The organism is Noviherbaspirillum pedocola, from assembly GCF_016632335.1.
Taxonomy (GTDB): Bacteria; Pseudomonadota; Gammaproteobacteria; order Burkholderiales; family Burkholderiaceae_D; genus Noviherbaspirillum_A; species Noviherbaspirillum_A pedocola.
This window is the reverse complement of sequence record NZ_JAEPBG010000002.1, coordinates 397,203-420,211: the sequence shown is the minus strand read 5'-3', so window position 1 is coordinate 420,211 and position 23,009 is coordinate 397,203. Positions and strand designations below refer to the sequence as shown.

Genomic DNA, 23,009 nt, shown 5'->3' with positions numbered 1-23,009 from the left:
CCCATAACGGGAAACGATTAAGGATTCTATCCATGTACCGCTACGATCAATACGACTTCCAGATAGTGAAGGAGCGCATCGCGCAATACCGCGACCAGGTGCGGCGTCGCCTGGCCGGTGAGCTGGCCGAAGAGGAATTCCGCCCGCTGCGCCTGCAGAACGGCCTGTACCTGCAGCGCCATGCCTACATGCTGCGCGTGGCGGTGCCCTACGGCCTGCTCGCTTCGCGCCAGATGCGCATGTTTGCCCACATCGCGCGCAAGTACGACCGCGGCTACGGCCACTTCACCACGCGTCAGAACATCCAGTACAACTGGATCAACATCGAAGAGACGCCGGAAATCCTGGAACATCTGGCCTCGGTCGAGATGCATGCGATCCAGACCTCGGGCAACTGCATCCGCAACATCACCACCGATGAATACTGCGGCGTGGCCGTCGACGAGATCGTCGATCCGCGCCCGTTCGCGGAAATCATGCGCCAGTGGTCGACTTTCCATCCGGAATTCGCTTACCTGCCGCGCAAATTCAAGATCGCCTTCAATGGCGCGACCGAAGACCGCGCCGCGACCGCGATGCATGATCTGGCATTCACGATCATCAAGCGCGAAGACGGCCAGATCGGCTTCTCGGTGATGGTCGGCGGCGGCCTGGGCCGCACGCCCATCCTCGGCTCCACGATCCGCGACTTCCTGCCCTGGGAGCATCTGCTCACCTATACCGAAGCGATCATGCGGGTCTACAACCAGTACGGCCGCCGCGACAACATCTACAAGGCCCGCATCAAGATTTTGGTGAAAGCAATCGGCGCCGAGGAATTCGCGCGCCAGGTCGAGGAAGAATGGCAGGACCTGAAGGACGGCCCGGAGACGCTGACCCGCGAAGAGTTCGACCGTGTCGCCGCCTACTTCGCGCTGCCGGCGTATGAAACGCTTCAAGACGGCAGCGCGCTGCTGGCCGGGCTGGCCGAAGAGAACCGCGCCTTCGGCAACTGGTTGAAGCGCAATGTCGAACCGCACAAGCAGACCGGCTATGCCATCGTCACGCTGTCGCTGAAGAAGACCGGCGTGCCGCCGGGCGACATCTCGGCCGAGCAGATGGATTTCGTCGCCGACCTGGCCGACCGCTACAGCTTCGGCGAACTGCGTTCGACCCATGAGCAGAACCTGGTGCTGGCCGACGTGAAGCAAAGCGAGCTTTTCGCCTTGTGGCAGGAAGCGAAGGCCCATGGCCTGGCGTCGCCGACGGTGGGTCTGCTCAACGACATCATCTGCTGCCCGGGCGGCGACTTCTGCGCGCTGGCGAATGCGAAATCGATCCCGATCGCGCAAGCCATCGCCGAGCGCTTCGACAACCTCGACTTCCAGCACGACATCGGCGAGGTCGACCTGAACATTTCCGGCTGCATCAATGCCTGCGGCCATCACCACATCGGTAACATCGGCATCCTTGGCGTGGACAAGGATGGCGCCGAGTGGTACCAGGTTTCGCTCGGCGGCGCGCAGGGCAACGATCCGTCGGTGGGCAAGATCATCGGCCCGTCGTTCTCGGCGCACCAGGTGCCGGCCGTGATCGAGCGCATCCTGAATGTCTATGTGCGCGAGCGCATCGAGGACGAGCGCTTCATCGACACCGTGCGCCGCATTGGTATCGCCCCGTTCAAGGACCACGTGTACGCCACGCCGATCAAGGAGCGTCACAACACCGGAGAAGACGCGTATGCGTAACATCATCAAGGACCGGCAGATCGTTGCCGACGACTGGCAAATCATCAAGCTCGCTGAAGGCGAAACCACTGAGAGCGTCGCGCTGCCCGAAGGCCGGATCATCGTGCCGCTGGCCGTATGGCAGGCGCGCCGCGAGACGCTTCTCTCACGCGGCAATGTCGGTGTCTGGCTGGCCAGCGATGAGCGGCCGGAAGCGCTGAAGGAAGATGTGGCAACGCTGCCGGTGATCGCGGTGGACTTTCCGAAATTTGCTGATGGCCGCGGCTACTCCATCGCCTACAACCTGCGCGCCCGCCTCGGCTACACCGGCGAGCTGCGCGCTATCGGCGATGTGCTGCGCGATCAGCTGTTCTACATGCAGCGCGTCGGCTTCAATGCCTTCGCCACGCGCGAGGACCGCAGCATCGAGGATGCGCTGAAAGGCCTGACCGACTTCTCCGAGGCTTACCAGGCGTCGTGGGACCAGAAGATGCCGCTGTTCCGCCGCGCGCAACGTCCTGTACAGGCAGCAGAACAATGAGCACTCTCGACTCTCGCATCACCGACACGAAGGCGATCCTGGAACGCATTGCCGCCGACTTTACGCCGGCAGTGTTCGCCTCCAGCCTCGCCGCCGAAGACATGGTGCTGACCGACCTGATCCTGCGCGCGAAGCTGCCAATCGCGATCTTCACGCTCGAGACCGGCCGGCTGCACAAGGAAACCGTGGGCATGATAGCCAAGGTCCGCGAAATCTATGGCTACGAGATCGAGGCTTATCGTCCCGAGACCGCCGCCGTGGATGCCTATGTCGCGCAGAACGGACTGAACGCCTTCTACGACAGCGTCGAGATGCGCAAGGAGTGCTGCCGTATCCGCAAGGTCGAGCCGCTGAACCGCGCGCTTGCCGGCAAGCGCGCCTGGATCACCGGCCAGCGCCGCAGCCAGTCCACTACCCGCGCTGAACTCGCGGTGCAGGAAGACGATCCGGCGCACGGCATGGTCAAGTTCAATCCGCTGGCCGACTGGTCCGAGGAAGACGTGTGGAACTACATCCGCGCCAATAACGTGCCGTACAACCCGCTGCATGACCGAGGCTATCCGTCGATCGGCTGCGAGCCCTGCACCCGCGCAATCCAGCCGGGCGAGGACGTGCGCGCCGGCCGCTGGTGGTGGGAAAACCCGGAATCCAAGGAATGCGGCCTGCATGTCGTCGACGGCAAGCTGGTGCGCATCAAGCAGACCGCCTGATTCCCACGATTCCCCAAGCATTCAAGACAGAACTGGTATCCAGATCATGAACACAGCAGTCGAACAATTCCTTCCGGACGCGGCGGCGAACCGCCACCTGGACTGGCTCGAATCCGAAGCCATCCACATCATGCGCGAGGTCGCCGCCGAGTGCAGCAACCCGGCCCTGCTCTTCTCGGGCGGCAAGGACTCGGTGGTGTTGCTGCGCATCGCCGAGAAGGCGTTCCGCCCGGGCGCGTTCCCGTTTCCGCTGGTGCACATCGACACCGGCCACAACTTCCCGGAAGTGATTTCCTTCCGCGACAAGCGCGTGGCCGAACTCGGCGAGCGCCTGATCGTCGGCTCGGTGGAAGACTCGATCAAGCGTGGCACCGTGCGCCTGCGCAATCCGCAGACCGATTCGCGCAATGCGGCGCAGGCCGTGACGCTCTTGGAGACGATCGCGGAACACAAGTTCGACGCCTGCATCGGCGGCGCGCGCCGCGACGAGGAAAAGGCCCGCGCCAAGGAGCGCATCTTTTCCTTCCGCGATGAATTCGGTCAGTGGAATCCGAAGGCGCAGCGCCCGGAACTCTGGGACCTGTACAACACCCGCGTGCATGCGGGCGAGAACATGCGCGTGTTCCCGATCTCGAACTGGACCGAGCTCGACGTATGGCAATACATCGCCCGCGAAAAGCTGGAACTGCCGTCGATTTACTTTGCGCATGAGCGCGAGGTCATTCCGCGCAACGGCCTGCTGGTGCCGCTGACCGATCTGACGCCGCCGCGCGAAGGCGAGCAGGTCGAAACCCGCGTCGTGCGTTTCCGCACCGTGGGCGACATCTCCTGCACCTGCCCGGTGGCCTCCGACGCGGCGACCGTGGACGCCATCATTGCGGAAACCGCAGTGACGCAGATCACCGAGCGCGGCGCCACCCGCATGGATGACCAGACCTCGGAAGCCTCGATGGAAAAACGCAAGAAGGAAGGATATTTCTGATGAACGCCCCGCTCACAATCAAGGCCAAGGCGCCGTCGCAGGAACATGAGCGCGGCCTGCTGCGCTTTATCACCGCCGGCTCGGTCGACGATGGCAAGAGCACCCTGATCGGCCGCCTGCTGTTCGACAGCAAGGGCATCTTCGCCGACCAGATGGATGCGATCTCGCGTGCCAAGCACAAGCGCACCGTCGGCGACACCATCGACCTTTCCCTGCTGACCGACGGCCTCGAAGCCGAGCGCGAGCAAGGCATCACCATCGACGTGGCCTACCGCTACTTCGCCACGCCGAAGCGCAAGTTCATCATCGCCGACACCCCGGGCCACGAGCAGTACACCCGCAACATGGTCACCGGCGCTTCCACTGCCGACGCGGTGATCATCCTGGTCGACGTGTCCAAGGTGAAGTTCGACGATGCCGGCCGTGCTGAACTGCTGATCCAGACCAAGCGCCATTCCACGATCGCGCATCTGCTGCAGATCGAGCATGTGATCGTCGCGGTCAACAAGATGGATTTGGTCGATTACGACCGCAGCGTGTACGACCGCATCATCACGGCCTACGAAGAATTCGCGCAGCAGCTGGGCCTGAAGGATATCCGCCCGATTCCGCTGTCCGCGCTGGCCGGCGACAACGTGGTGACCAGGAGCGAGAAGATGCCCTGGTACGAAGGCCCGACGCTGATCGAGCTGCTGGAGTCGCTCTCCGTATATGAAGAGTCGCATGACGACCCGTTCCGCTTCCCGGTGCAGCTGGTTGCGCGCCATGGCGGCCACCAGGCCAAGGACTTCCGCGGCTACATGGGTCGCGTTGAAGCCGGCAAGGTGCATGTCGGCGACAAGCTGACCGTGCAGCCGGGCGGACAAAGCGCCACGGTGAAGGAGATCCTGACCTTCGACGGTTCGCTCGACGTGGCCGTAGCCGGGCAATCGGTGACGCTGCTCTTGAACGAGTATGTCGACATCTCGCGCGGCGACATGCTGGTGGCGGCAGAGGCGCCGGCGACGCTGCTGAAGACGGTGAATGCGGACATCTGCTGGCTATCCGAAGAGCCGCTGGAGATGCGTCGCAAGTACTGGCTAAAGCACACCACGCGCCAGGTCGCGGCCAAGGTCGCGAAGATCGACAGCCTGCTAGACATCAATACGCAAGAGCGCCATGCCGGCGACAGCGTGACGCTCAACGGCATCGCGCGCGTGGCGATCAATGTGCAGCAGCCGCTGGCCGCCGATGGGTATGACCGTATCCGTTCGACCGGATCCTTCATCCTGATCGATGAAGTGACGCACCAGACGGTCGCTGCCGGCATGATTCGTCTCGACTAAGGACGAGATGGCACACGGCAAGGTCTGGTTGGTGGGCGCAGGTCCCGGCGCGATCGATCTGATCACGCTGCGGGGTGCGCGTCTGCTCGGCGAGGCCGATGCCGTGCTGTACGACGCGCTGGTTACACCCGAGATGCTCACGCTCTGCCCGCAGGCCGAGCTGATCTCTGTAGGCAAGCGTTCGGGGCAGCGCTCCACCGCGCAAGCGCACATCAACGCGCTCCTGGTGGATGCCGCGCAGCGGTATGCGAAGGTCGTGCGCCTGAAAGGCGGCGACCCGATGCTGTTCGGCCGCGCCGATGAAGAATTGCGCGCGCTCGAGGAAGCCGGCATCGACTATGAAATCGTCCCCGGCATCACGGCCGCCCTGGCCGGCGCCGCGGCGGCGAAACATCCCCTCACCCGCCGCGGCATCGCCCGCAGCGTGGCCTTCTTCACCTCCGCCACGGCTCCCGGCGAGCCGGAACATGTCACCCTGCCCGACTGCGACACCCTGGTGCAGTACATGGGCGGGCAGCAGGCAATGGAGACCGCGAAGCGGCTGCTCCAGCGCGGCAAGCCGGCGGATACGCCGGTGCTGGCTATTGAGAATGTGAGTCTGGCGAATCAGCGCGTGACGCGGTTGACGCTGCGACAAATGGCGCTGGGGCTGCCGGCTTGCACTGGGCCGGTGCTGGTGATGATGGGCGAAGCTTTGCGTCACAGGCACGTGTCTGCGCCGTAAAGTCTGCGCTGCTGTTGGCTGCCTTCGGTGGGACGCGATGCTCATGTCCGTTTTGCGGGTTTTCTGTTCGAAGGAATGAGCGCGACACTTCCCTCGTCCACGGCTGCAAGCGCGTACGGGCCGCGACACGCCCTTCCTTCCATATCGGCGCTGTAGCTTGAACCGCCCGCATCGCCGGCGCGGAATGCCGTCTTCAACATCCAACCCGGCGGCCCCGAAACACCTCAACCGACAGGCGCGGCACGTGCCTCTTCAGAGGAACACACGGCGTCACATTGTTTCCCAGCTTGAGTTAACAAAATCATGCTGGAGCAAAAATGCCGCTGACACTGCAAAAAATCCGCTCTTTATGTTGGGTGAAGCCAGTAACTACGGAAGTGCTGCAGTCTCAAGCGCTGATTTACTTGAAGCCAAATGCGAAATTGGACGTGAAAGACTCCATTGCAAATATGGCGGCCAAACTTGAGCAAGTTGGAAATGATCAGAAAAAATGTGTGGAAACATTCCGGAAACAGCTAAGCAATGCCGAAAACTGGATTGCCAAAGTAAAACAAAGCAAGCCGGACGCGATAGTTCATGCCAGAGTAGTAAAAAGCAAAGACGAAACTGGGAAGTCTGAGCGCTCGACCATCGTGCTCTATACCAAATCCAGGGCAAGCAATTGGGCTTCCGAATTGCTTGATCATTTCTTCTATAGCAAGGACAGAGCTTTGGCGGCGATTGTCCTTTTAGCAATTGAATCGCGTCTTCGGCAGCCGGGAAATGCGATCCAGACTGTAGCGGCACCCGTGCCATCGGTGAAACAAGGCGCCGACACGCTAAGTGGCATTTCCGCGAATGACTTTGCCGTTCGACTAACGAATTACCGAAAAACTGCAGCGGCTGCCGAGGCACTGGCCGCTGTCGAGTCCGACCCGTTCGAGCCATTTTCCTATATTAGAGGCTCAATTCAATTCGCCTTTTTCACGGATGCATCTGCGAAGCAGTCAAGCGGAGCACAACGCACGAAAGCCCCATTAGATAATGCGAAAGCGAGACTAAACAAGGATTTCATGCCTCCTGCAGGCAGCAGCGCATTCGAAAAATTCGTAGAGAGCATTAAATCTGGCACACCCCCTCAAAACATCGATAAAGCGCTGATTCTTGATTATTGCGATCAATGGAAACGATATAGCAATGAAAATCCAGAGTTTCGGTCCTTTGTGAATTCGACGCCGTCCTTGAAAAACTGGAACATCATTGCACTTGTTATCGCCGATCGAAACCGCTATTTTTCTGCCGAATTTAATGAACGAACGGGTGCACATGGATTATCCAGCACCGAGGAATTCTACAATTTGGTTGAAAGAATCAAGTTACAAAATGCACCCAATACGAAATCAAACGATGCCGCACAGAAAAGTAAACCCGATCAAAACGTGGAAACTGAAGTCAGAGATACAAAAGAACCAGAAGAAAAGCACATTGATGAAAAAAGAACGGGTCTTGATGAAGCGCTCCATGATCTGAAGAACGGAGTAAGTGGACTGGTCGAAAACATCGAAGCCACAGTTGAATACATTGGAACCGCAGTTACCTATTTAGACAAAGAAAAAGATGCGGCTGTGAAAAAGGCGAAGTTGGCCATCGACGATGCACTCAACGTCCCCAAATTAGTCGGAACGAATTTAGAAGCCACGCTTGATCACTTATCTACGCAAAAAACAGTAGCACAGGAAAAAGCGGAAGCCGCACTCAATGACTTATCTAAGCAAGGGGCAGCAGTACAGGAAAAAGTGGAATCCGCAGTTAAGGAGCTCAATGAAAAAGGCGAAGTAGCGCTGCTAGAAGCGAAAAAAGCAGTCGAAACTTTTACCGACGAAGGAGTGGCTGCGGCGAAAACTTTAACGAACAGATTTGGTACCGCGATGCAGAGTTTTTTCCAAACCAGCCAACCCAATCCAAGCGAAGACGACGGAAAAAGCGACGTAACAAGCGGAGTGATATCTGCCGCCGATGGAGATCATGCGTACCCTCCGGCAGAGTTGAGTGAGTTAGGCTCGGACAAAAAGGACGTACAGAACTCTCCCAGAAAGCTGCGCAAAAAAAGGAAAATCCGTACCCCCGAAATTAGCAATCCCGTTTCTGGTAGTGCGATCAAGTAAAAGGTGCGTCATCGAGCAAAGCGGAGGCATCAATACAATTGGCGAAACTTGGTGCTCGCTTTGAACATCCCCGTGGCCGTCAATGTAGGCACGCGGACGATGCCCTGCATGCACGCATCGGTGATGCTGAAATGGCGGCTGGCCGATTTCAGCAAGGCGGCCGGAAGGCCGGAACGAATTGCTTCGACAGCGTCAGCTTTCCCCTGGCGGCGCCCTTTCTGACGAGTTGGCCCAACGCTTCCGAGCATGACGCTCCTTCTTTAAAGAAGGGGGACGCAAACTCGCTCCTGTGGCATGGCGGCATAACGTGCGGCTGCTTCGGCTACCCGAGGCCATCCCTTGCTCACAGATCCCGTCTTGCCCAATCTTCAGGACCTTTCTGTGACTTCCTCCAATTGAGGAAACGTATAAGCCCAAACCGGTAGATCAAGGGATGTCGGCATAGCCCGATATATTTGCAACAACAGCGAGTGGAGTCGGCTTTTCGCACCTTCAATCAATCCGCATGCGCGGCGTAATCTGCTGCGTATCCACTCGGAGCTCGATCAGCGCCGGCCGCCCGGCCCCGCATGCCCGCTCGAAGGCCTCGGGAAAGTCTTCATCCGCATCCACCCGCTCCGCATGCGCGCCAAAGGCCTGCGCCAAGGTCACAAAATCCGGATTGCGGATCGCCGTCGCACTGACGCGCCCCGGAAAGCGTCGCTCCTGGTGCATGCGTATCGTGCCGTACATGCCGTTGTTGACGACGATGACGACGATCGCCGCACCGAACTGCATTGCCGTGGCCAATTCCTGCGGATACATCAGGAAGCAGCCGTCGCCGGCGAAGCACACCACCGTACGCTCGGGCACACGCAGCTTCGCCGCGATGGCCGCCGGAAAGCCATAGCCCATCGCGCCGCAGGTCGGCGCGAGCTGCGTGCGCGGCTTGCGGTACTGGTAGAACTGGTGCACCCACACCGCATAGTTGCCGGCGCCATTGCTGACGATGGCATTCTCCGGCAGAACATGATTTAGATGACTCATCACCGCCGCCATGTGCACGCCTTCATGCTGCGCATGCCGAGATGGGACAGCGACGAAGTCTTGATGCTCGCGGCGCGCAGCGCGCGTCCAGTCGCGCCAGTGGAGGGTATCGGGCGCGGCAAGGCCGCGCAGCATGGCAGCGGCGCCTTCCGGTGCGGCGACGATGCCGAGGTCAGGCTGATACACCCGCCCCAGCTCATTCGCATCCGCATGGATATGAATCAGTCGCTGCGCGCTGCGCGGCGGCGTCAGATGGGTGTAGCCATCCGTCGTCACATCGCCGAGACGGGTACCGATGGCGAGCACCAGGTCTGCATCACGAAGCCGTTGCGCCAACTTTGGATTCACACCCAGGCTCAGGTGGCCGATGTACTGTTCCCGCCGGTTGTCAAACAAATGCTGGCGACGGAAAGCGCAGGCCACAGGCAAGTCCCACGCTTCAATGAACCCGGCGAAGTCGGCACAGGCGGCATCGCTCCAGATCGCGCCGCCAACAATGACGAGTGGCCGCTGCGCCGCCAGCAGCATCGCCCGCAGGGCTTGCGCGTCCGTGGCGGAGGGTGAAGGCAATGATGGAAGATACCGACCTCCAACAGGCGCGCTGCAAGCCTCGGTCAGCATGTCCTCCGGCAGCGACAGCACCACCGGCCCCGGCCGCCCGGAAGTGGCGCAATGAAATGCCCGCGCCACAAGCTCCGGAATGCGATTCGCATCATCGATCTCGAAGACCCATTTCGCGATGCCTCCAAACATGCGCTCGTAATCGATTTCCTGAAAGGCTTCGCGGCCGCGGTCGCCCCGTGCGATCTGGCCGATGAACAGAATCATCGGCGTCGAGTCCTGCGCGGCAATGTGCACGCCGATACTGGCATGGGTTGCGCCCGGTCCACGAGTGACGAAACAGATGCCGGGCCGGCCGGTCAACTTGCCGTCGGCTTCCGCCATGTTCGCGGCCGCACCTTCATGCTTGGCGACCACGACATCGATATCGGCATAATCGACCAGCGCATCGAGCACTTCGAGATAGCTTTCGCCGGGCACGCAGAAGATACGGTCTACGCCGTGCAAATGCAGCGTTTCGACCAGAGCGCGGCCGGCGCTGCGGGAAGCCTTGGATGCTTGGTTTGGCTCGTTCATGGACAGGTAGCGGGCTATGCAGCGCCATGCTGATCGGACGACGCCGGTGGCGGCTGCGAAAGTTGAAGAGGTCCGACATGGTAGAACGGATTCGGCCTCGCCGGATTGCACGGCTTCATACCATGCGTTTCGAGCGGTATGGGCCTCGCATGGTACGAGCGTTCATGAGCAGCAAGCGGTAGCCATGCCAAGCCCCGGCCGTAGGGCCTGCTCCGCCCACGCGGCCATTCACCCCGCGCGTGGACTGCGCCCACCCTACGGGCATCTCAGTCGCTCCCGACGCGCCAGATTGGGCGAGCGGGTGGACTCCCTCAACATCATCTCCGGCCGGTCACAAGCGGGGCCGAAGCAAACTGTTATGCCCTGAATCACCAGCTCTGTCCGTGATGATGGTTAGAATCGGGCTTGCGCGCGGCATGTCCAGTACCACACCGCACGCAGCGCGCCTCAGAACAAGACCCAGGAGACATGCATGACCCAGACCTCGCGCAGCAAGGCCGCGAAGCGCCCTTCTTCGTTTCCCTCGAAATCACAATCCCCAATCGCGATGGAGCCACGCGCATGAGCCTCTCGCGCCTGCTGATCGCCAACCGCGGCGAAATCGCGATCCGCATCGCGCGCGCCGCCTCTTCGCTCAGCATCAAGAGCGTTGCGGTCTATGCGCAGGATGATGCGCAGTCCCTGCATGTACGCCGCGCCGATGCAGCGCATGCGCTGCCTGGCAACGGCGTGCGCGCCTACCTCGATATCGATGCCATGCTGGCGGCCGCGCGCGCCGCAGGCTGCGATGCGATTCATCCGGGCTATGGCTTCCTCGCTGAGAATGCCGAGTTCGCGCGTCGCTGCGCCGAAGCCGGCATCCTCTTCGTCGGCCCGTCGCCGGAACTGTTGGGACTGTTCGGCGACAAGGCCCAGGCGCGTGCGCTGGCGCAGCGGCTCGATGTGCCGGTGATTCCTGGCACCGGACGCGTCACGCTGGAAGAAGCGCGCGCCTTCATGGCAAGTCAGGGACCGGATGCCGCCATCATGATCAAGGCCGTCGCTGGCGGTGGTGGGCGCGGCATGCGCGCGGTGCTGGATGGGCGCGATCTTGACGAGGCCTGGCGCCGCTGCGAGTCGGAAGCGCTGGCTGCCTTCGGCAATGGCGCGCTGTATGTGGAGCGCCTGATGTCCATGGCACGCCATATCGAAGTGCAGATCATCGCCGATGGCCAGGGCGGCGTATCGCATCTGTGGGAGCGGGAATGCACGCTGCAGCGGCGCAATCAGAAGCTGGTGGAGATTGCGCCCAGTCCCTGGCTCGCACCCGCGCTTCGCGACCGCATCATCGCCGACGCCATCGCAATGGCCTGCGCCACGCGCTACGCCAGCCTTGCCACCCTTGAATTCCTGGTCGATCTCCACGGCGGCGAGCGCGGCGCCTATGCGTTCATTGAAGCCAATCCGCGGCTGCAGGTCGAACATACGGTGACCGAAGAAGTTACAGGCATCGACCTGGTGCGCGCGCAACTGGCTATCGCCGGCGGCGCCACGCTGGACGAGCTCGGTCTGACGCAGGAAGCGATTGCCACGCCGAAAGCTTATGCCATCCAATGCCGCGTCAACGTCGAATCGATGACGCCGGATGGCCAAGCCATGCCGGCCGCAGGCACGATCGCGACCTATGAAGTGCCGGGTGGGCCTGGAGTACGCGTCGATGGCTATGGCTACACCGGCTATACCATCCACCCGGGATTCGACTCGCTGCTGGCCAAGGTCGTCGCCAGCGGCCCGCGCCTTGACGATGCCTGGGCACGCGCCGTAGCCGCGCTGGATGAATTCCGGCTCGATGGCGTGGACAGCAACCTCGATTTTCTGCGCGCGCTGCTACGCCATCCGGAAGCCGCAGCGGGTCGCATCGATACGCGCTTCATCGAGCGTCATGGCAGGGAGCTCGTGGCTGCCATGGCTGAAGCGCGTAGGTCGCTTCCGCAAACAGCCCTGCCATACGCGGCGGCGCAAGCCGCACAGCAGCATGGCGCAGCGCAAACGCATGGCGCTCAACATGTACCGCCGCATACGACGCCGGTCGTTGCGACCATGCCGGGGCGTGTCGTCAGCATCGATGTCAACGTAGGCGATGTGATGCGTCCCGGCCAGCAAGTCGCCGTGCTGGAAGCGATGAAAATGGAGCACCTGGTGCACGCGGCATTTGGCGGCATCGTGCGTCTGCTCGCTGCCGGCATCGGCGACATGCTGAGCGCTGGCGATGCGCTGTGCCATGTCGAACCGGCGCAGCAGGACAGCGTGGACGCGCTGGTGGAAGAGGAAGCCGATCCCGATGCGATCCGCACCGACCTGCGCGAAGCACTCGAACGTCATGCCATCGGCCTGGATGCGGCGCGGCCGGATGCGGTCGCAAGACGCCGCAAGACCGGCCAGCGCACCGCACGGGAGAACCTCGCTGACCTGTGCGACGCCGACTCATTGCACGAATACGGCGCGCTGGCGCTTGCGGCGCAGCGCCGGCGGCGACCGATGGATGAGCTGCTCCGCATCAGCCCGGCCGACGGCCTCGTCTCCGGTATCGCCAGCGTCAATGGCGACCTGTTCGATGAGGAGCGCGCGCGCTGCATGGTGCTGGCCTACGACTACACGGTGATGGCCGGCACGCAGGGCATGATGAACCACAAGAAGACCGACCGCATGCTGCGCCTGGCCGAACAATGGCGGCTGCCGGTGATCTTCTTCACCGAAGGCGGCGGCGGCCGGCCGGGCGACACCGATGCCTTGCTGGTCGCCGGGCTGGACTGCACCTCGTTTGCCGCCTATGCGCGGCTGTCCGGCCTTGTGCCGCGTATCGGCATCGTCTCTGGCCGCTGCTTCGCTGGCAATGCCGCCTTCCTCGGCTGCAGCGACGTGATCATCGCCACGAATAACGCCACCATCGGCATGGGCGGCCCGGCGATGATTGAAGGCGGTGGCCTGGGCGTGTATGCGCCCGAGGAAGTCGGGCCGGTGGCCATGCAGAGCCCGAACGGCGTCATCGATATCGTCGTCGCCGATGAAGCCGAAGCGGTGCGGGTGGCGAAGCAATACCTGTCCTATTTCCAGGGCCCGATCGCGGATTGGCAGTGCGCCGACCAGCGCCTGCTGCGCCATGCGGTGCCGGAAAACCGCTCGCGCGTCTATGACATGCGCCGTGTGATGGAACTGCTTGCCGATGCCGGATCGGTGCTGGAATTGCGCCGTGAATTCGGCGTGGGCATCCTCACCGCGCTGGTGCGCATCGAAGGCCGGCCGCTCGGGCTGATTGCCAATAATCCGGCGCATCTCGGCGGCGCCATCGATGCCGATGCGGCCGACAAGGCGGCCCGCTTCATGCAGTTGTGCGACGCCTTCGATCTGCCGATCGTCTCGCTATGCGACACGCCCGGCTTCATGGTCGGGCCACAGGCCGAAGCCACGGGCATGGTGCGGCATGTGTCGCGCATGTTCGTCACTGCCGCAAGCGTGACCGTACCCTTCTACACCGTCGTGCTGCGCAAGGGCTATGGCCTGGGCGCGCAATCGATGGCCGCCGGCAGCTTTGGCGCGCCCTTCTTTACCATCGCCTGGCCCAGCGCGGAGTTCGGCGCAATGGGCATCGAAGGCTCGATCCGGCTTGGCTATCGCAAGGAGCTCGAGGCCATCGCTGATCCGGATGAACGTGAACGGCAATTCCGCATCATGGTGGACAAGGCTTACGAGACCGGCAAGGCGATCAACATGGCCTCGTATCTCGAGATCGACGATGTGATCGATCCTGCCGAGACCCGCGGCTGGATACTGCGCGGGCTGAAGTCAGTGCCCAAGCCGGCACCGCGCGAAGGCAAGAAGCGCGGTTTCATTGATACCTGGTGAGCATGCCTGCCCAAGCTGCTCGCTGCAAAGCTTCGCGAAGCGCTGCATAATCTGCAGCGCTTTTGCAAGCCTTCACCCCGACAATACAAGCAGATACCCAACAAGAGGAAACATGATCGACGTCTATTCCTGGCCCACGCCCAACGGCCACAAGGTTCACATCATGCTGGAGGAAACCGGCCTGCCCTATCAGGTGCATGCCATCGACATCGGCGCCGGCGACCAGTTCAAGCCCGAGTTCCTGGCCATTTCTCCGAACAACAAGATGCCCGCCATCGTTGACGCCGACGGTCCCGACGGCAAGCCGATCTCGATGTTCGAGTCCGGCGCGATCCTTGTCTACCTGGCCGGCAAGACTGGTCAGTTCCTCGGTAATACCGACCGCGAGCGCTTCAATACGCTGCAATGGCTGATGTTCCAGATGGGCGGCGTCGGCCCGATGCTGGGCCAGGCGCATCACTTCCGCATGTATGCGCCGGAGAAGGTCCAGTACGGCATCGATCGTTATACGAATGAAGCGAAGCGTTTGTATGGCGTGATCGATCGGCAGGTGGCGAAGGAAGGCTATCTGGCCGGCAGCGAATACACCATTGCCGACATCGCGACCTGGCCGTGGCTGCGCAGCTGGCAGAACCAGGGCGTGGACATCAATGAATTCCCGGAACTGAAGCGCTGGTTCGAGGCGATCGAAGCGCGGCCGGCAGTGCAGCGCGGTGTGCAGGTGCTGGCGGATAGACGCAAGCCCATCACTGATGACAAGTCGCGCGAGATGCTGTTCGGCGCGACGCAGTACGCGAAGCGGTAAAGGAAATGGGTAGGGCCTGCTCCACCCACGCGTCTCATTGATGAACCGGAGACGGCGTGGGCGGAGCAGGCCCTACGTCAATTGCGACGTTCGCAAAGACTCAGGTGTACCGACGCGCAATCGACTCCGCCACGCACACCGGCTTGTCGCTGCCCTCGCGCTCCATCGTCACCTGCCAGGTCAGCTGCGCGCCGCCTTCGATATCTTCTACCGTCAGCAGCTTGCAGCGCGCGCGCACGCGGCTGCCTACCGGCACCGGCGCCGGAAAGCGCACTTTGTTCAAACCGTAGTTCACGCCCATCTTCACGTCGCTCATGCGGATCGCGCTGGCCATCATCATCGGCAGCAGCGACAGCGTCAGGAAGCCATGCGCGACCGGAGCGCCGAAGGGCGACTCGCGCCGGCTGCGCTCGGGATCGACGTGGATCCATTGATGGTCGCCGGTCGCTTCGGCGAACTGGTTGACCTGCTCCTGGGTGATCGTGGTCCAGTCCGATACCGCCACTTCCTGCCCCACCAGCGCCTTCAGCTCGGCGAGGTTCGCGATTTCACGCATGCTGTCTCCGTTCATTGATGTGTATGCGCGCGTCGCAGCGACATTGCCACTGCGACGCGCGCCGGGTCTGCTTTAAGTTCGGACTCAGGCCTCGACCGGCCGCTTCAGGAACATGCCCATGCCCTTGACGGTGGCCACGGTTTCGCCGTGCTGGTTCTTCGCTTGCCACATGGTGTGCACCACGCCGCGATCCGGCTTGCTGCTGGATTCCCTGGCATCGAGCACCGTGGAGCTGACGCTCAAGGTGTCGCCCGGACGCACCGGCCGCATCCAGCGGATCTCATCCACACCCGGCGAGCCCAGGCTGGCAGCGGTGGAAAGAAAGCCGTCCACCATCATGCGCATCATCAGCGCGCAGGTATGCCAGCCGCTGGCGATGATGCCGCCGTAGATCGACCCCGCCGCCGCATCCTTGTCCACGTGGAAGGGCTGCGGGTCGAACTGGCTGGCGAAGGCCAGGATCTCTTCCTCGTTCAGGGTGCGCGAACCGACTTCAATGGTTCGTCCCGGTTCGAAGTCCTCGAAATACCATTCGATCTGCGCCATCGTGTCTCCGTCTTGTCGGGTTTCAGGAAGTCGCGAAGCCCGGCTGGGACGCGAAGCGCGCAAGGTGATAGTCCACATCGCCCAGCGTCTGCTCGATCATGGCCAGGCGCTTGAACAGGTGCGCCGCCGCGAGTTCGTCGGTCACGCCCATTCCGCCGTGGAGCTGCACCGCCTGCTGGCCGACGTAGCGGCCGGACTGGCCAACGCGCGCCTTGGCTGCCGACACCGTGCGCCGGCGCTCGATGACGTCATCCGACGAAACCTTCACCGCAGCCAGCGTCGCCAGCGAACTGGCCTGCTGGTACTGCATGAACATTTCCGCCATCCGGTGCTGCAGCGCCTGAAATTTGCCGATCGGCACGCCGAACTGCTGGCGCGTCTTCAGGTATTCCAGCGTGGCCGCGTTCAGCGCTTCCATGATGCCGACCGCTTCGGCGCACAAGAGCGTAGCGGCATAGTCGGCGCCGGCGTCCAGCACATCCCAGCCCTGGCCTTCCGTGCCGAGCAATTGCGCCGGCGCATTCGAGAAGACGATGTCCGCCGCGCGCTGACCGTCGATGGTGCGGTAATCCCGGCGCTCTACGCCTCCAGCATTCGCATCGACGACGAACAGCGAGATGCCGTCGGTATCGCGCTGGCCGCCGCCGGTGCGGGCCGAGACGATCAGCCTGTCAGCCTGGCCGCCGTGGATCACCACGCACTTGGCGCCGCTGAGCGAATAGCCGCTGCCGTCCCTGGATGCGCGGGTGGCGATGTCGAACAGGTCGTAGCGCGACTGCTTTTCACCGAGCGCGCAGGCCAGCTTCAATTCGCCGCCAGCGACTTGTTCGAGCAGGCTTTCCTGGCCGCCGGCAAGCTTCAGGAAATGCGCACCGGTGACGGTAGCCAGATACGGCTCGATCAGGAGGCCGCGGCCCAGTTCCTTCATCACCAGCAGCATGTCCACCGCGCTGCCGTTGAAGCCGCCCTGCTCTTCCGGCACCGGCAACGCTGTCATGCCGAGCTCGACCAGCGTGTTCCAGGCTTCGGCGGAAACGCCGGTCTCGGAATGCATGATCTTCTTGCGCGTCTCGAAGGAATAATCCTTGTCGATCCAGCGCCGCAGCGCGTCGGCGAACTGCTGCTGTTCCTGGGTGAATTCAAAGTCCATGCGCGTCTCCTCACAGCCCCAGGATCATCTGGGAAATGATGTTTTTCTGGATTTCGTTCGAACCGCCGTAGATCGAGGTCTTGCGGAAGTTGAAGTAGTAAGGCGCAAGCGGCGCCGCATCGTCGTCGCCGGCGATGCTGTGCTCGGCATGACCTTCGAGGTAGTTCTTGTCGAAAGGCAGGCTGTAGGGGCCGACGGCTTCCACCATCAGCTCGGTCAGCATCTGCTGGATCTCGGTGCCCTTGACCTTCAGCATCGAGGCTTCCGGGCCCGGGCCGCGGCGCTTGCTGTCTTCAGAGATCACCTTCAGCACGGTCACTTCCAGCGCCATGATGTCGATTTCCAGCGCAGCCACCTTGGAGGCGAACACCGGGTCCTCGATGATGGGCTTGCCGTTCTTCATGTGCTCGCCCGCGATGCGCTTCAGGAACTGCAGCTCGCGCTTGGCGCGGCCGACCGCGGCGATGTTGGTGCGCTCGTGGCCGAGCAGGTATTTGGCGTAAGTCCAGCCCTTGTTCTCTTCGCCGATCAGATTCTCGACCGGGACCTTCACGTTATCGAAGAACACCTCGTTCACTTCATGTTCTTCATCGAGCATGATGATCGGTCGCACCGTGATGCCGGGCGTCTTCATGTCGATCAGCAGGAAAGAGATGCCTTCCTGCTTGCGCGCGCCCGGATCGGTGCGCACCAGGCAGAAGATCATGTCGGCATGCTGGCCGAGCGTGGTCCAGGTTTTCTGGCCGTTGACGACGTAGTGGTCGCCCTGGCGCTCGGCGCGGGTCTTCAGCGACGCCAGGTCCGAACCCGAGCCCGGCTCGGAATAGCCCTGGCACCACCAGTCGTCGCAATTCAGGATACGCGGCAGGTAATGGCGCTTCTGCGCTTCATTGCCGAACGCCATGATCACCGGCGCCACCATGTTGACGCCGAAAGGCAGGATAGGCGGTGTGCCGGCACGCGCGCATTCCTCTTCCCAGATGTGGCGCTGCGCCGCATTCCAGCCGGTGCCGCCGTATTCGACCGGCCAGCCGGTGCCGACCCAGCCCTGCTTGGCGACGATCTTATGCCAGCGCACGTAGTCGTCCTTGGAAAGACGCTTGTGATTGAGCACCTTGTGCTGCAGATCCTTCGGAAGATTCGCCTCGAGAAAGGCCCTGACCTCGTCGCGGAAGGCGGTGTCCTCCGCGCTGTAGTTCAAATCCATGCTGCCTCCTTTGATGTTATGCGTCTAAAAAGCACGACCGTTCAAAATTATACAGAGGTTTGCATGGTGCGCATCACATTGTTTTCGTGGATCGCTGATCGAATTCATTCGCGATTTCCACCGGCGGCAAGGGCTGCCAAACGGGCGCGGCGTCTGCCGGCGCAGAGCCTTCGGCGCTGCGCAGTCATGTCGCATTGCATCCGTAATGCCGCTTGCCGCCATCCGAACTTCTGGTCGGAGCCTTGAGCGGCTTCTTCCATGCCGTTACCAAGCCGCCCCTGCGTCTCGAAGCATGCCGAGCAGGATGCTTACCCTCATCCATCGCATTCCCAACCTCGTGGAGCACAGCCAATGGCTACAAGCGCCAACAAATCGCCTTCCGCTTCATCGCAGTCCGCGTCTTCTTCAACACCTCCTTCAGTGTCAGCGCCTATCGGCCAGAATCAAGCCGCTACCCCAAAGGTGCATAGCAGCGCGAGCTCATCGGTCAGCACGACCTACCCTTCCAATCACTCCGCCAGCGCCAACACCGGGCAAACGCTGTCTTCCGGGCCATCCCTGGCATCGCCACGCTCGCAACTGTGCCTGGCGGCGGAAGCCGGCAACATCACCGCGGTAATGGAGCTGCTGGAAGACGGTCAGGCGGACCCCAATGCGGTAGACCCCGCTTACGGCAAAACGGCGCTGGGTATCGCAGCCGAACAGGGTCATGAGAGGGTGCTTGCGTTGCTCATCACAAAACAGGTCTCGCAGCAAAACAAGGATATGGCTCTGCGGGCAGCCGCCCTTGCCGGCCAGCTCGGATCGATAAAATTGCTGCTGGCGCACGGCGCCGGGGTAAATGCGCAAAGCGACAGCGGCTTAACGCCATTGATGATGGCTGCCATCACCAATCATTCCGAAGCGGTTCAGGCACTGCTCACCGCCGGCGCAGACCGCGCTCTACGCGATGCGCGGGGCAGGACAGCGGCTGACCTTGCCAGCCTCCATCGCCACCTCGAGCTGGAAAAGACTCTGTCCACAAAAGAGGACCCCTCGGCTGACGCCGCTGCCAGCAGCAGCGCTTCAACCCCGCCGAGCAGCACCTCCTCCGGTTTCAACAAGTCACTGACGACGGCAGCCAACACGCTGAAAGCGTCCCCTCCTGCGCCGACGATTGCCTCTCCTGCCACGCCCATCGCTGCGGAAGGCGCAACGATGGCTGCCTCAATGTCTGGATCCGTCCTTCCTTCGATGCCGGATCCGGAGGAAGTTTCATCGCTGATGAAGGCCATATTCGCAGACAACGATAGCAGCGGTGACGCATCCCAGAGGCCGTCTAACGTCGACATCAACACTCCGGCAGCCAACGGCTGCACCGTGCTGATGTGGTTTGCATACGAGGGAGGTCAACTCATGGTGGAACAGCTGATCAAACAGAATGCAAGCGTGAATGCCTTCATGAAGGGTGGGTGGACGCCGCTGATGCTTGCCGCAAGGAATGGCCATGCACGCACCGTGCAGGTCCTGCTTGACCATGGCGCGGACACGCGCGCGGTCGTCCACGACGGTCCGAGCGCGCTGCAGATGGCGGCAGTATCCAACCACGAAGGGACAATACGGGCGCTTTTGAATCATGCGTCTCCTGAGCAGAATGAATTGCAGCGCGCGCTGTACGCAGCGGCATCGCATGGCTACGAGGAGATGGCGGAGTTGCTGATCGAGGCCGGCGCGCGACCGAACGCCGACATGGGCAACGGCCACACGCCGTTGATGCTTGCCGCGGAAAACGGCGACATCCAGGCCGCGCGCATGCTTTTTAAACTCGGCGCCGACGTGAACGCAGCCGGCTTCGATGGTGCGACCGCATTGATCCACGCGGCGGCGAAAGGCCATGCCGACATGGTGCGCCTGCTGGACGAGCTGGGCGCAAACGTCAATGCCGCCCGGGCCGATGGCGTGACGGCATTGATGATTGCCGCGATGAACGGGCAAGCTGCCACGGTCAAGCTGCTGCAGCGGCTGGACGCGGATGCCTATGCCGTCAACGCGGTGGGCTGGACCGCGCTGTTGTTCGCCGCGAAATTCAATTGCGCTGAAGTGGTGGAGGCGCTGATAAGCAAAGGCACGATGGCCGTCTACAACGCCGAGCGGACCGTCACTCCTGATGGCCATACCGCGCTGGCGCTGGCCGCAATGCTCGGCCATACCGATACGGTGGTGGCGCTGCTGAACGGAACGAACATGAAAGTGGACGTCGCCGATAAGTACGCCGCCACGCCGCTGATATTGGCTGCCATGCACGGTCACACCGACACGGTGCAAGCGCTTGCGCAACATGGCGCGGACCTGGATGCCGTGCATATCGATGGTTCGACCGCGTTGCTCATTGCGCTGAAGCACCGTCACTTCGAAGCAGCGCTGGCACTGGCGAAGTTGGGGGCCAATCTGCATGCCAAGACCCCGGACGGCTATACGGCGCTGACTTATTGCCTGGCAAATTCCAAGGAGGCGGATGCGGTGCGGGAACTAGTGCTCCTCAAGGCCGATGTCAACGCCCCCAGTCCCACCGGCGCAACACCGCTGATGCTGGCGACGCAATTCGGGCCCGACATGGTGGATCTATTCATTCTGCACGGCGCAAAGATCGATGGTGTGGATAAACATGGCAACACCGCCTTGATCATGGCGGCGAAGAACGGTGACAAGGAGAGTGCGCACAGGCTGCTGATCTGGGGTGCGGACGTCAACGCCGTCGACAGCGAACGCAACACCGCCCTGATGCATGCTGCGGAAAAAGGCAATGCTCCCCTGGTTGGCGCCCTGCTGCGCCATGGTGTGCAGGTCAACACCGCAAACCGCCAGGGTTACACCGCCCTGATGCTCGCCGCGCAACATGGTCACGCTGACGTGGTGAAAGAACTGTTGACGCACCAACCCGACCTGCATGCCAAAACGAAAAAAGGCGTTACCGCGCTGTCAGCCGCGACGGCAAACGGGCACGCCCGGGTAAGCGACATGCTGAAACAGGCCGGCGCGAAGAAGTGAGAAGGTCCTGCCGGGCATGAGGCGCAGCGCCTTCATGTCTGGCGCACGCGGTGCACACATGCCGAGACGGGTGGCGCTGTCCTCGGCAAGTCTGACCTGCCACCATCCACAGACCAGAAGATCGCCCCTCTCCAGGGACTTCCAACCTGCGCGCCTTGGCATCAAGCGGCCCGACCGAACTTTCTTCGCGCTGTGCGCGTGATCGAGCGTCCAGGCGATGCGGCATCCAATTGGCCGAATGAGATGAGCGCCGTGCTGGCTGGCACTTTGCAATCGGATCATGAGCAGGATAGGTATTCGATTGAATACCGAATTTTCATATCGGACATTTCCCATTTTCGCCGGCGTTGATCGAAATAAACAGGCACGGCTATTTCCGGCAATGAAGAAAACATATAAACGACACTATTATCCATAATTAATTAACAAAAATCACTGTCGGTATGATTTACGAATTACCAAAAAGAAAAGCGATTATTAATTGTAAGGTATTGATTTTCTTGTTTTTTCATTTTCTGGCACATGGATTGCTGAGTAATGAATCGGGAGCGCAACAAACAGAAAAGCGAAGAACCGAGGCAACAAGCATTTCGTTTGATTAATTCCGATTTCAATCAAGCATTTCTTAATCCGGAGTTGTAAATGAAAAAAATGACTAGCAAGAAAATTTTGAAATGCATTATCCCGGCCGCTTTTTTCCTGACGGGATCGGCGGCAATGGCGCAAACCTCGTTCCCGGACTTTCGCATCAACGAAGGCTCGGTGCCGGGTGCCCTGGCCGGCACCATTACCGCCGACAAGGTGACCGGCAATTACGTTGAAGTCATTACGTTCTCCGGCAACAGCTTCAACGCGTCGCTGCTGTGGAACGCCGGCCAGTTTGTCGCCAATGACGGCACCACGCCGGTGCCATCGCAGCTGGGAGGCAGCACGGCGAACCAGTACGGCCTGTACGCGCTGTACCAGGCTTCGGGCACCTTCAGCAGCAGCGGCGGACGCACGACCTTCAACTTCACCCAGGGCACTGGCTCGCTATCGGTATTCCTCGATCCGGGCTCGAACACCACGTTCACCGCACCGGCCAGCGGCAGTGCGCCATGGACCGTCGGGGGCAACGGTGACGATCTGCTGATTGCCACCGGAACGCCGACCTCGGGCCAGGGCACACTGGATCCGACGCTGTCGACCTGTACCGGCAGCGCCGGCACCGGCATCAATTGCGGCAGCTTCGGCGCCACCTCGACCTGGAGCGTGACCGCGGCCGGCAGCGCCTACTTCACCTCGCCATCGCCGTTCTTCAATGTCTCCTTCCAGTCGGGCCAGTTGAACAATTTTTCGCCGACCGGAACGCAAACCATCAACGGTTCGCTTGACGTGATCTTCGGCACGGCGGCCATTCCCGAGCCGGCAAGCATCGCGCTGGTTGGATTGGGCCTGATGGGACTGGGATTGGCACGCCGCAAACGCGGCTGATTCCCCGCATGCCGCGCGCCGATCGGTACGCGCGGCATGCGCGATATACGCGATATACGCGACATACC

17 protein-coding genes are annotated in these 23,009 nt (G+C 61.6%); 11 read left to right on the top strand and 6 right to left on the bottom strand.

The genetic code is table 11. The features are described 5' to 3' along the window. The first annotated feature begins 32 nt into the window (after positions 1 to 32). The 7 genes from JJB74_RS07080 (at position 33) to JJB74_RS07050 (ending at position 8,132) form a co-directional block, all read left to right on the top strand. Entirely contained in the window at positions 33 to 1,727 is a 1,695-nt protein-coding gene (locus JJB74_RS07080; RefSeq protein ID WP_200591112.1) for a nitrite/sulfite reductase, read from the top strand. Next, on the top strand, positions 1,720 to 2,247 hold the full coding sequence (locus tag JJB74_RS07075) for a DUF934 domain-containing protein (RefSeq protein ID WP_200591111.1): 528 nt from the start codon (positions 1,720 to 1,722) through the stop codon (positions 2,245 to 2,247). Before JJB74_RS07080 ends, JJB74_RS07075 begins: the two co-directional genes overlap by 8 nt. Continuing rightward, a complete protein-coding gene (locus tag JJB74_RS07070) occupies positions 2,244 to 2,957 on the top strand; it encodes a phosphoadenylyl-sulfate reductase (RefSeq protein ID WP_200591110.1) in 714 nt (237 codons plus the stop codon). The genes JJB74_RS07075 and JJB74_RS07070 overlap by 4 nt, the downstream gene beginning before the upstream one ends. A gap of 46 nt (positions 2,958 to 3,003) precedes the next feature. Further along, complete coding sequence (gene cysD, locus JJB74_RS07065) at positions 3,004 to 3,939, top strand: sulfate adenylyltransferase subunit CysD (RefSeq protein ID WP_200591109.1); 936 nt, start codon at positions 3,004 to 3,006, stop codon at positions 3,937 to 3,939. Beyond that, on the top strand, positions 3,939 to 5,264 hold the full coding sequence (locus tag JJB74_RS07060; protein WP_200591108.1) for a sulfate adenylyltransferase subunit 1: 1,326 nt from the start codon (positions 3,939 to 3,941) through the stop codon (positions 5,262 to 5,264). The genes cysD and JJB74_RS07060 overlap by 1 nt, the downstream gene beginning before the upstream one ends. 7 nt (positions 5,265 to 5,271) lie before the next feature. Beyond that, positions 5,272 to 5,988 (top strand): uroporphyrinogen-III C-methyltransferase, encoded by a 717-nt coding sequence (gene cobA, locus JJB74_RS07055; RefSeq protein WP_200591107.1) that lies wholly within the window; start codon positions 5,272 to 5,274, stop codon positions 5,986 to 5,988. A 317-nt stretch (positions 5,989 to 6,305) separates the two neighbouring features. Beyond that, a complete protein-coding gene (locus JJB74_RS07050; RefSeq protein WP_200591106.1) occupies positions 6,306 to 8,132 on the top strand; it encodes a hypothetical protein in 1,827 nt (608 codons plus the stop codon). Positions 8,133 to 8,161: 29 nt separating this feature from the next. Here the strand turns inward: JJB74_RS07050 and JJB74_RS07045 are convergent, their stop codons facing one another. Then, on the bottom strand, positions 8,162 to 8,380 hold the full coding sequence (locus JJB74_RS07045; protein WP_200591105.1) for a hypothetical protein: 219 nt from the start codon (positions 8,378 to 8,380) through the stop codon (positions 8,162 to 8,164). Between the two features lie 244 nt (positions 8,381 to 8,624). Then, entirely contained in the window at positions 8,625 to 10,295 is a 1,671-nt protein-coding gene (locus JJB74_RS07040) for a thiamine pyrophosphate-binding protein (protein WP_200591104.1), read from the bottom strand. Between the two features lie 561 nt (positions 10,296 to 10,856). Between JJB74_RS07040 and JJB74_RS07035 the strand changes: the two genes are divergently transcribed. Next, positions 10,857 to 14,177: a carboxyl transferase domain-containing protein gene (locus JJB74_RS07035; RefSeq protein ID WP_200591384.1), complete on the top strand. Its 3,321-nt coding sequence runs from the start codon at positions 10,857 to 10,859 to the stop codon at positions 14,175 to 14,177. Between the two features lie 112 nt (positions 14,178 to 14,289). Continuing rightward, positions 14,290 to 14,982: a glutathione binding-like protein gene (locus JJB74_RS07030; protein ID WP_200591103.1), complete on the top strand. Its 693-nt coding sequence runs from the start codon at positions 14,290 to 14,292 to the stop codon at positions 14,980 to 14,982. Between the two features lie 100 nt (positions 14,983 to 15,082). Here the strand turns inward: JJB74_RS07030 and JJB74_RS07025 are convergent, their stop codons facing one another. From JJB74_RS07025 to JJB74_RS07010, 4 genes are all read right to left on the bottom strand, one after another. Continuing rightward, positions 15,083 to 15,538 carry a MaoC family dehydratase gene (locus JJB74_RS07025; RefSeq protein ID WP_200591102.1) on the bottom strand — a complete coding sequence of 152 codons (456 nt, stop codon included), beginning with the start codon at positions 15,536 to 15,538 and terminating at the stop codon, positions 15,083 to 15,085. Between the two features lie 84 nt (positions 15,539 to 15,622). Continuing rightward, positions 15,623 to 16,084 (bottom strand): MaoC family dehydratase, encoded by a 462-nt coding sequence (locus tag JJB74_RS07020; RefSeq protein ID WP_200591101.1) that lies wholly within the window; start codon positions 16,082 to 16,084, stop codon positions 15,623 to 15,625. A 22-nt stretch (positions 16,085 to 16,106) separates the two neighbouring features. After that, complete coding sequence (locus tag JJB74_RS07015; RefSeq protein WP_200591100.1) at positions 16,107 to 17,234, bottom strand: acyl-CoA dehydrogenase family protein; 1,128 nt, start codon at positions 17,232 to 17,234, stop codon at positions 16,107 to 16,109. 10 nt (positions 17,235 to 17,244) lie between these two features. Further along, the gene (locus tag JJB74_RS07010; RefSeq protein WP_200591099.1) at positions 17,245 to 18,441 is read right to left on the bottom strand and encodes an acyl-CoA dehydrogenase family protein; all 1,197 of its coding nucleotides are present in this window, start codon (positions 18,439 to 18,441) and stop codon (positions 17,245 to 17,247) included. Between the two features lie 462 nt (positions 18,442 to 18,903). Between JJB74_RS07010 and JJB74_RS07005 the strand changes: the two genes are divergently transcribed. Further along, positions 18,904 to 21,468 carry an ankyrin repeat domain-containing protein gene (locus JJB74_RS07005; protein WP_200591098.1) on the top strand — a complete coding sequence of 855 codons (2,565 nt, stop codon included), beginning with the start codon at positions 18,904 to 18,906 and terminating at the stop codon, positions 21,466 to 21,468. 642 nt (positions 21,469 to 22,110) lie between these two features. Then, on the top strand, positions 22,111 to 22,941 hold the full coding sequence (gene pepA, locus JJB74_RS07000; RefSeq protein ID WP_200591097.1) for a flocculation-associated PEP-CTERM protein PepA: 831 nt from the start codon (positions 22,111 to 22,113) through the stop codon (positions 22,939 to 22,941). The last annotated feature ends 68 nt before the right edge of the window (positions 22,942 to 23,009 follow it).

Excerpts from the sequence above, each read along its gene's own strand:
- JJB74_RS07080 (WP_200591112.1), top strand. The coding sequence starts at position 33 with ATGTACCGCTACGATCAATACGACTTCCAGATAGTGAAGGAGCGCATC.
- JJB74_RS07075 (WP_200591111.1), top strand. The coding sequence starts at position 1,720 with ATGCGTAACATCATCAAGGACCGGCAGATCGTTGCCGACGACTGGCAA.
- JJB74_RS07070 (WP_200591110.1), top strand. The coding sequence starts at position 2,244 with ATGAGCACTCTCGACTCTCGCATCACCGACACGAAGGCGATCCTGGAA.
- cysD (WP_200591109.1), top strand. The coding sequence starts at position 3,004 with ATGAACACAGCAGTCGAACAATTCCTTCCGGACGCGGCGGCGAACCGC.
- JJB74_RS07060 (WP_200591108.1), top strand. The coding sequence starts at position 3,939 with ATGAACGCCCCGCTCACAATCAAGGCCAAGGCGCCGTCGCAGGAACAT.
- cobA (WP_200591107.1), top strand. The coding sequence starts at position 5,272 with ATGGCACACGGCAAGGTCTGGTTGGTGGGCGCAGGTCCCGGCGCGATC.
- JJB74_RS07050 (WP_200591106.1), top strand. The coding sequence starts at position 6,306 with ATGCCGCTGACACTGCAAAAAATCCGCTCTTTATGTTGGGTGAAGCCA.
- JJB74_RS07045 (WP_200591105.1), bottom strand. The coding sequence starts at position 8,380 with ATGCTCGGAAGCGTTGGGCCAACTCGTCAGAAAGGGCGCCGCCAGGGG.
- JJB74_RS07040 (WP_200591104.1), bottom strand. The coding sequence starts at position 10,295 with ATGAACGAGCCAAACCAAGCATCCAAGGCTTCCCGCAGCGCCGGCCGC.
- JJB74_RS07035 (WP_200591384.1), top strand. The coding sequence starts at position 10,857 with ATGAGCCTCTCGCGCCTGCTGATCGCCAACCGCGGCGAAATCGCGATC.
- JJB74_RS07030 (WP_200591103.1), top strand. The coding sequence starts at position 14,290 with ATGATCGACGTCTATTCCTGGCCCACGCCCAACGGCCACAAGGTTCAC.
- JJB74_RS07025 (WP_200591102.1), bottom strand. The coding sequence starts at position 15,538 with ATGCGTGAAATCGCGAACCTCGCCGAGCTGAAGGCGCTGGTGGGGCAG.
- JJB74_RS07020 (WP_200591101.1), bottom strand. The coding sequence starts at position 16,084 with ATGGCGCAGATCGAATGGTATTTCGAGGACTTCGAACCGGGACGAACC.
- JJB74_RS07015 (WP_200591100.1), bottom strand. The coding sequence starts at position 17,234 with ATGGACTTTGAATTCACCCAGGAACAGCAGCAGTTCGCCGACGCGCTG.
- JJB74_RS07010 (WP_200591099.1), bottom strand. The coding sequence starts at position 18,441 with ATGGATTTGAACTACAGCGCGGAGGACACCGCCTTCCGCGACGAGGTC.
- pepA (WP_200591097.1), top strand. The coding sequence starts at position 22,111 with ATGAAAAAAATGACTAGCAAGAAAATTTTGAAATGCATTATCCCGGCC.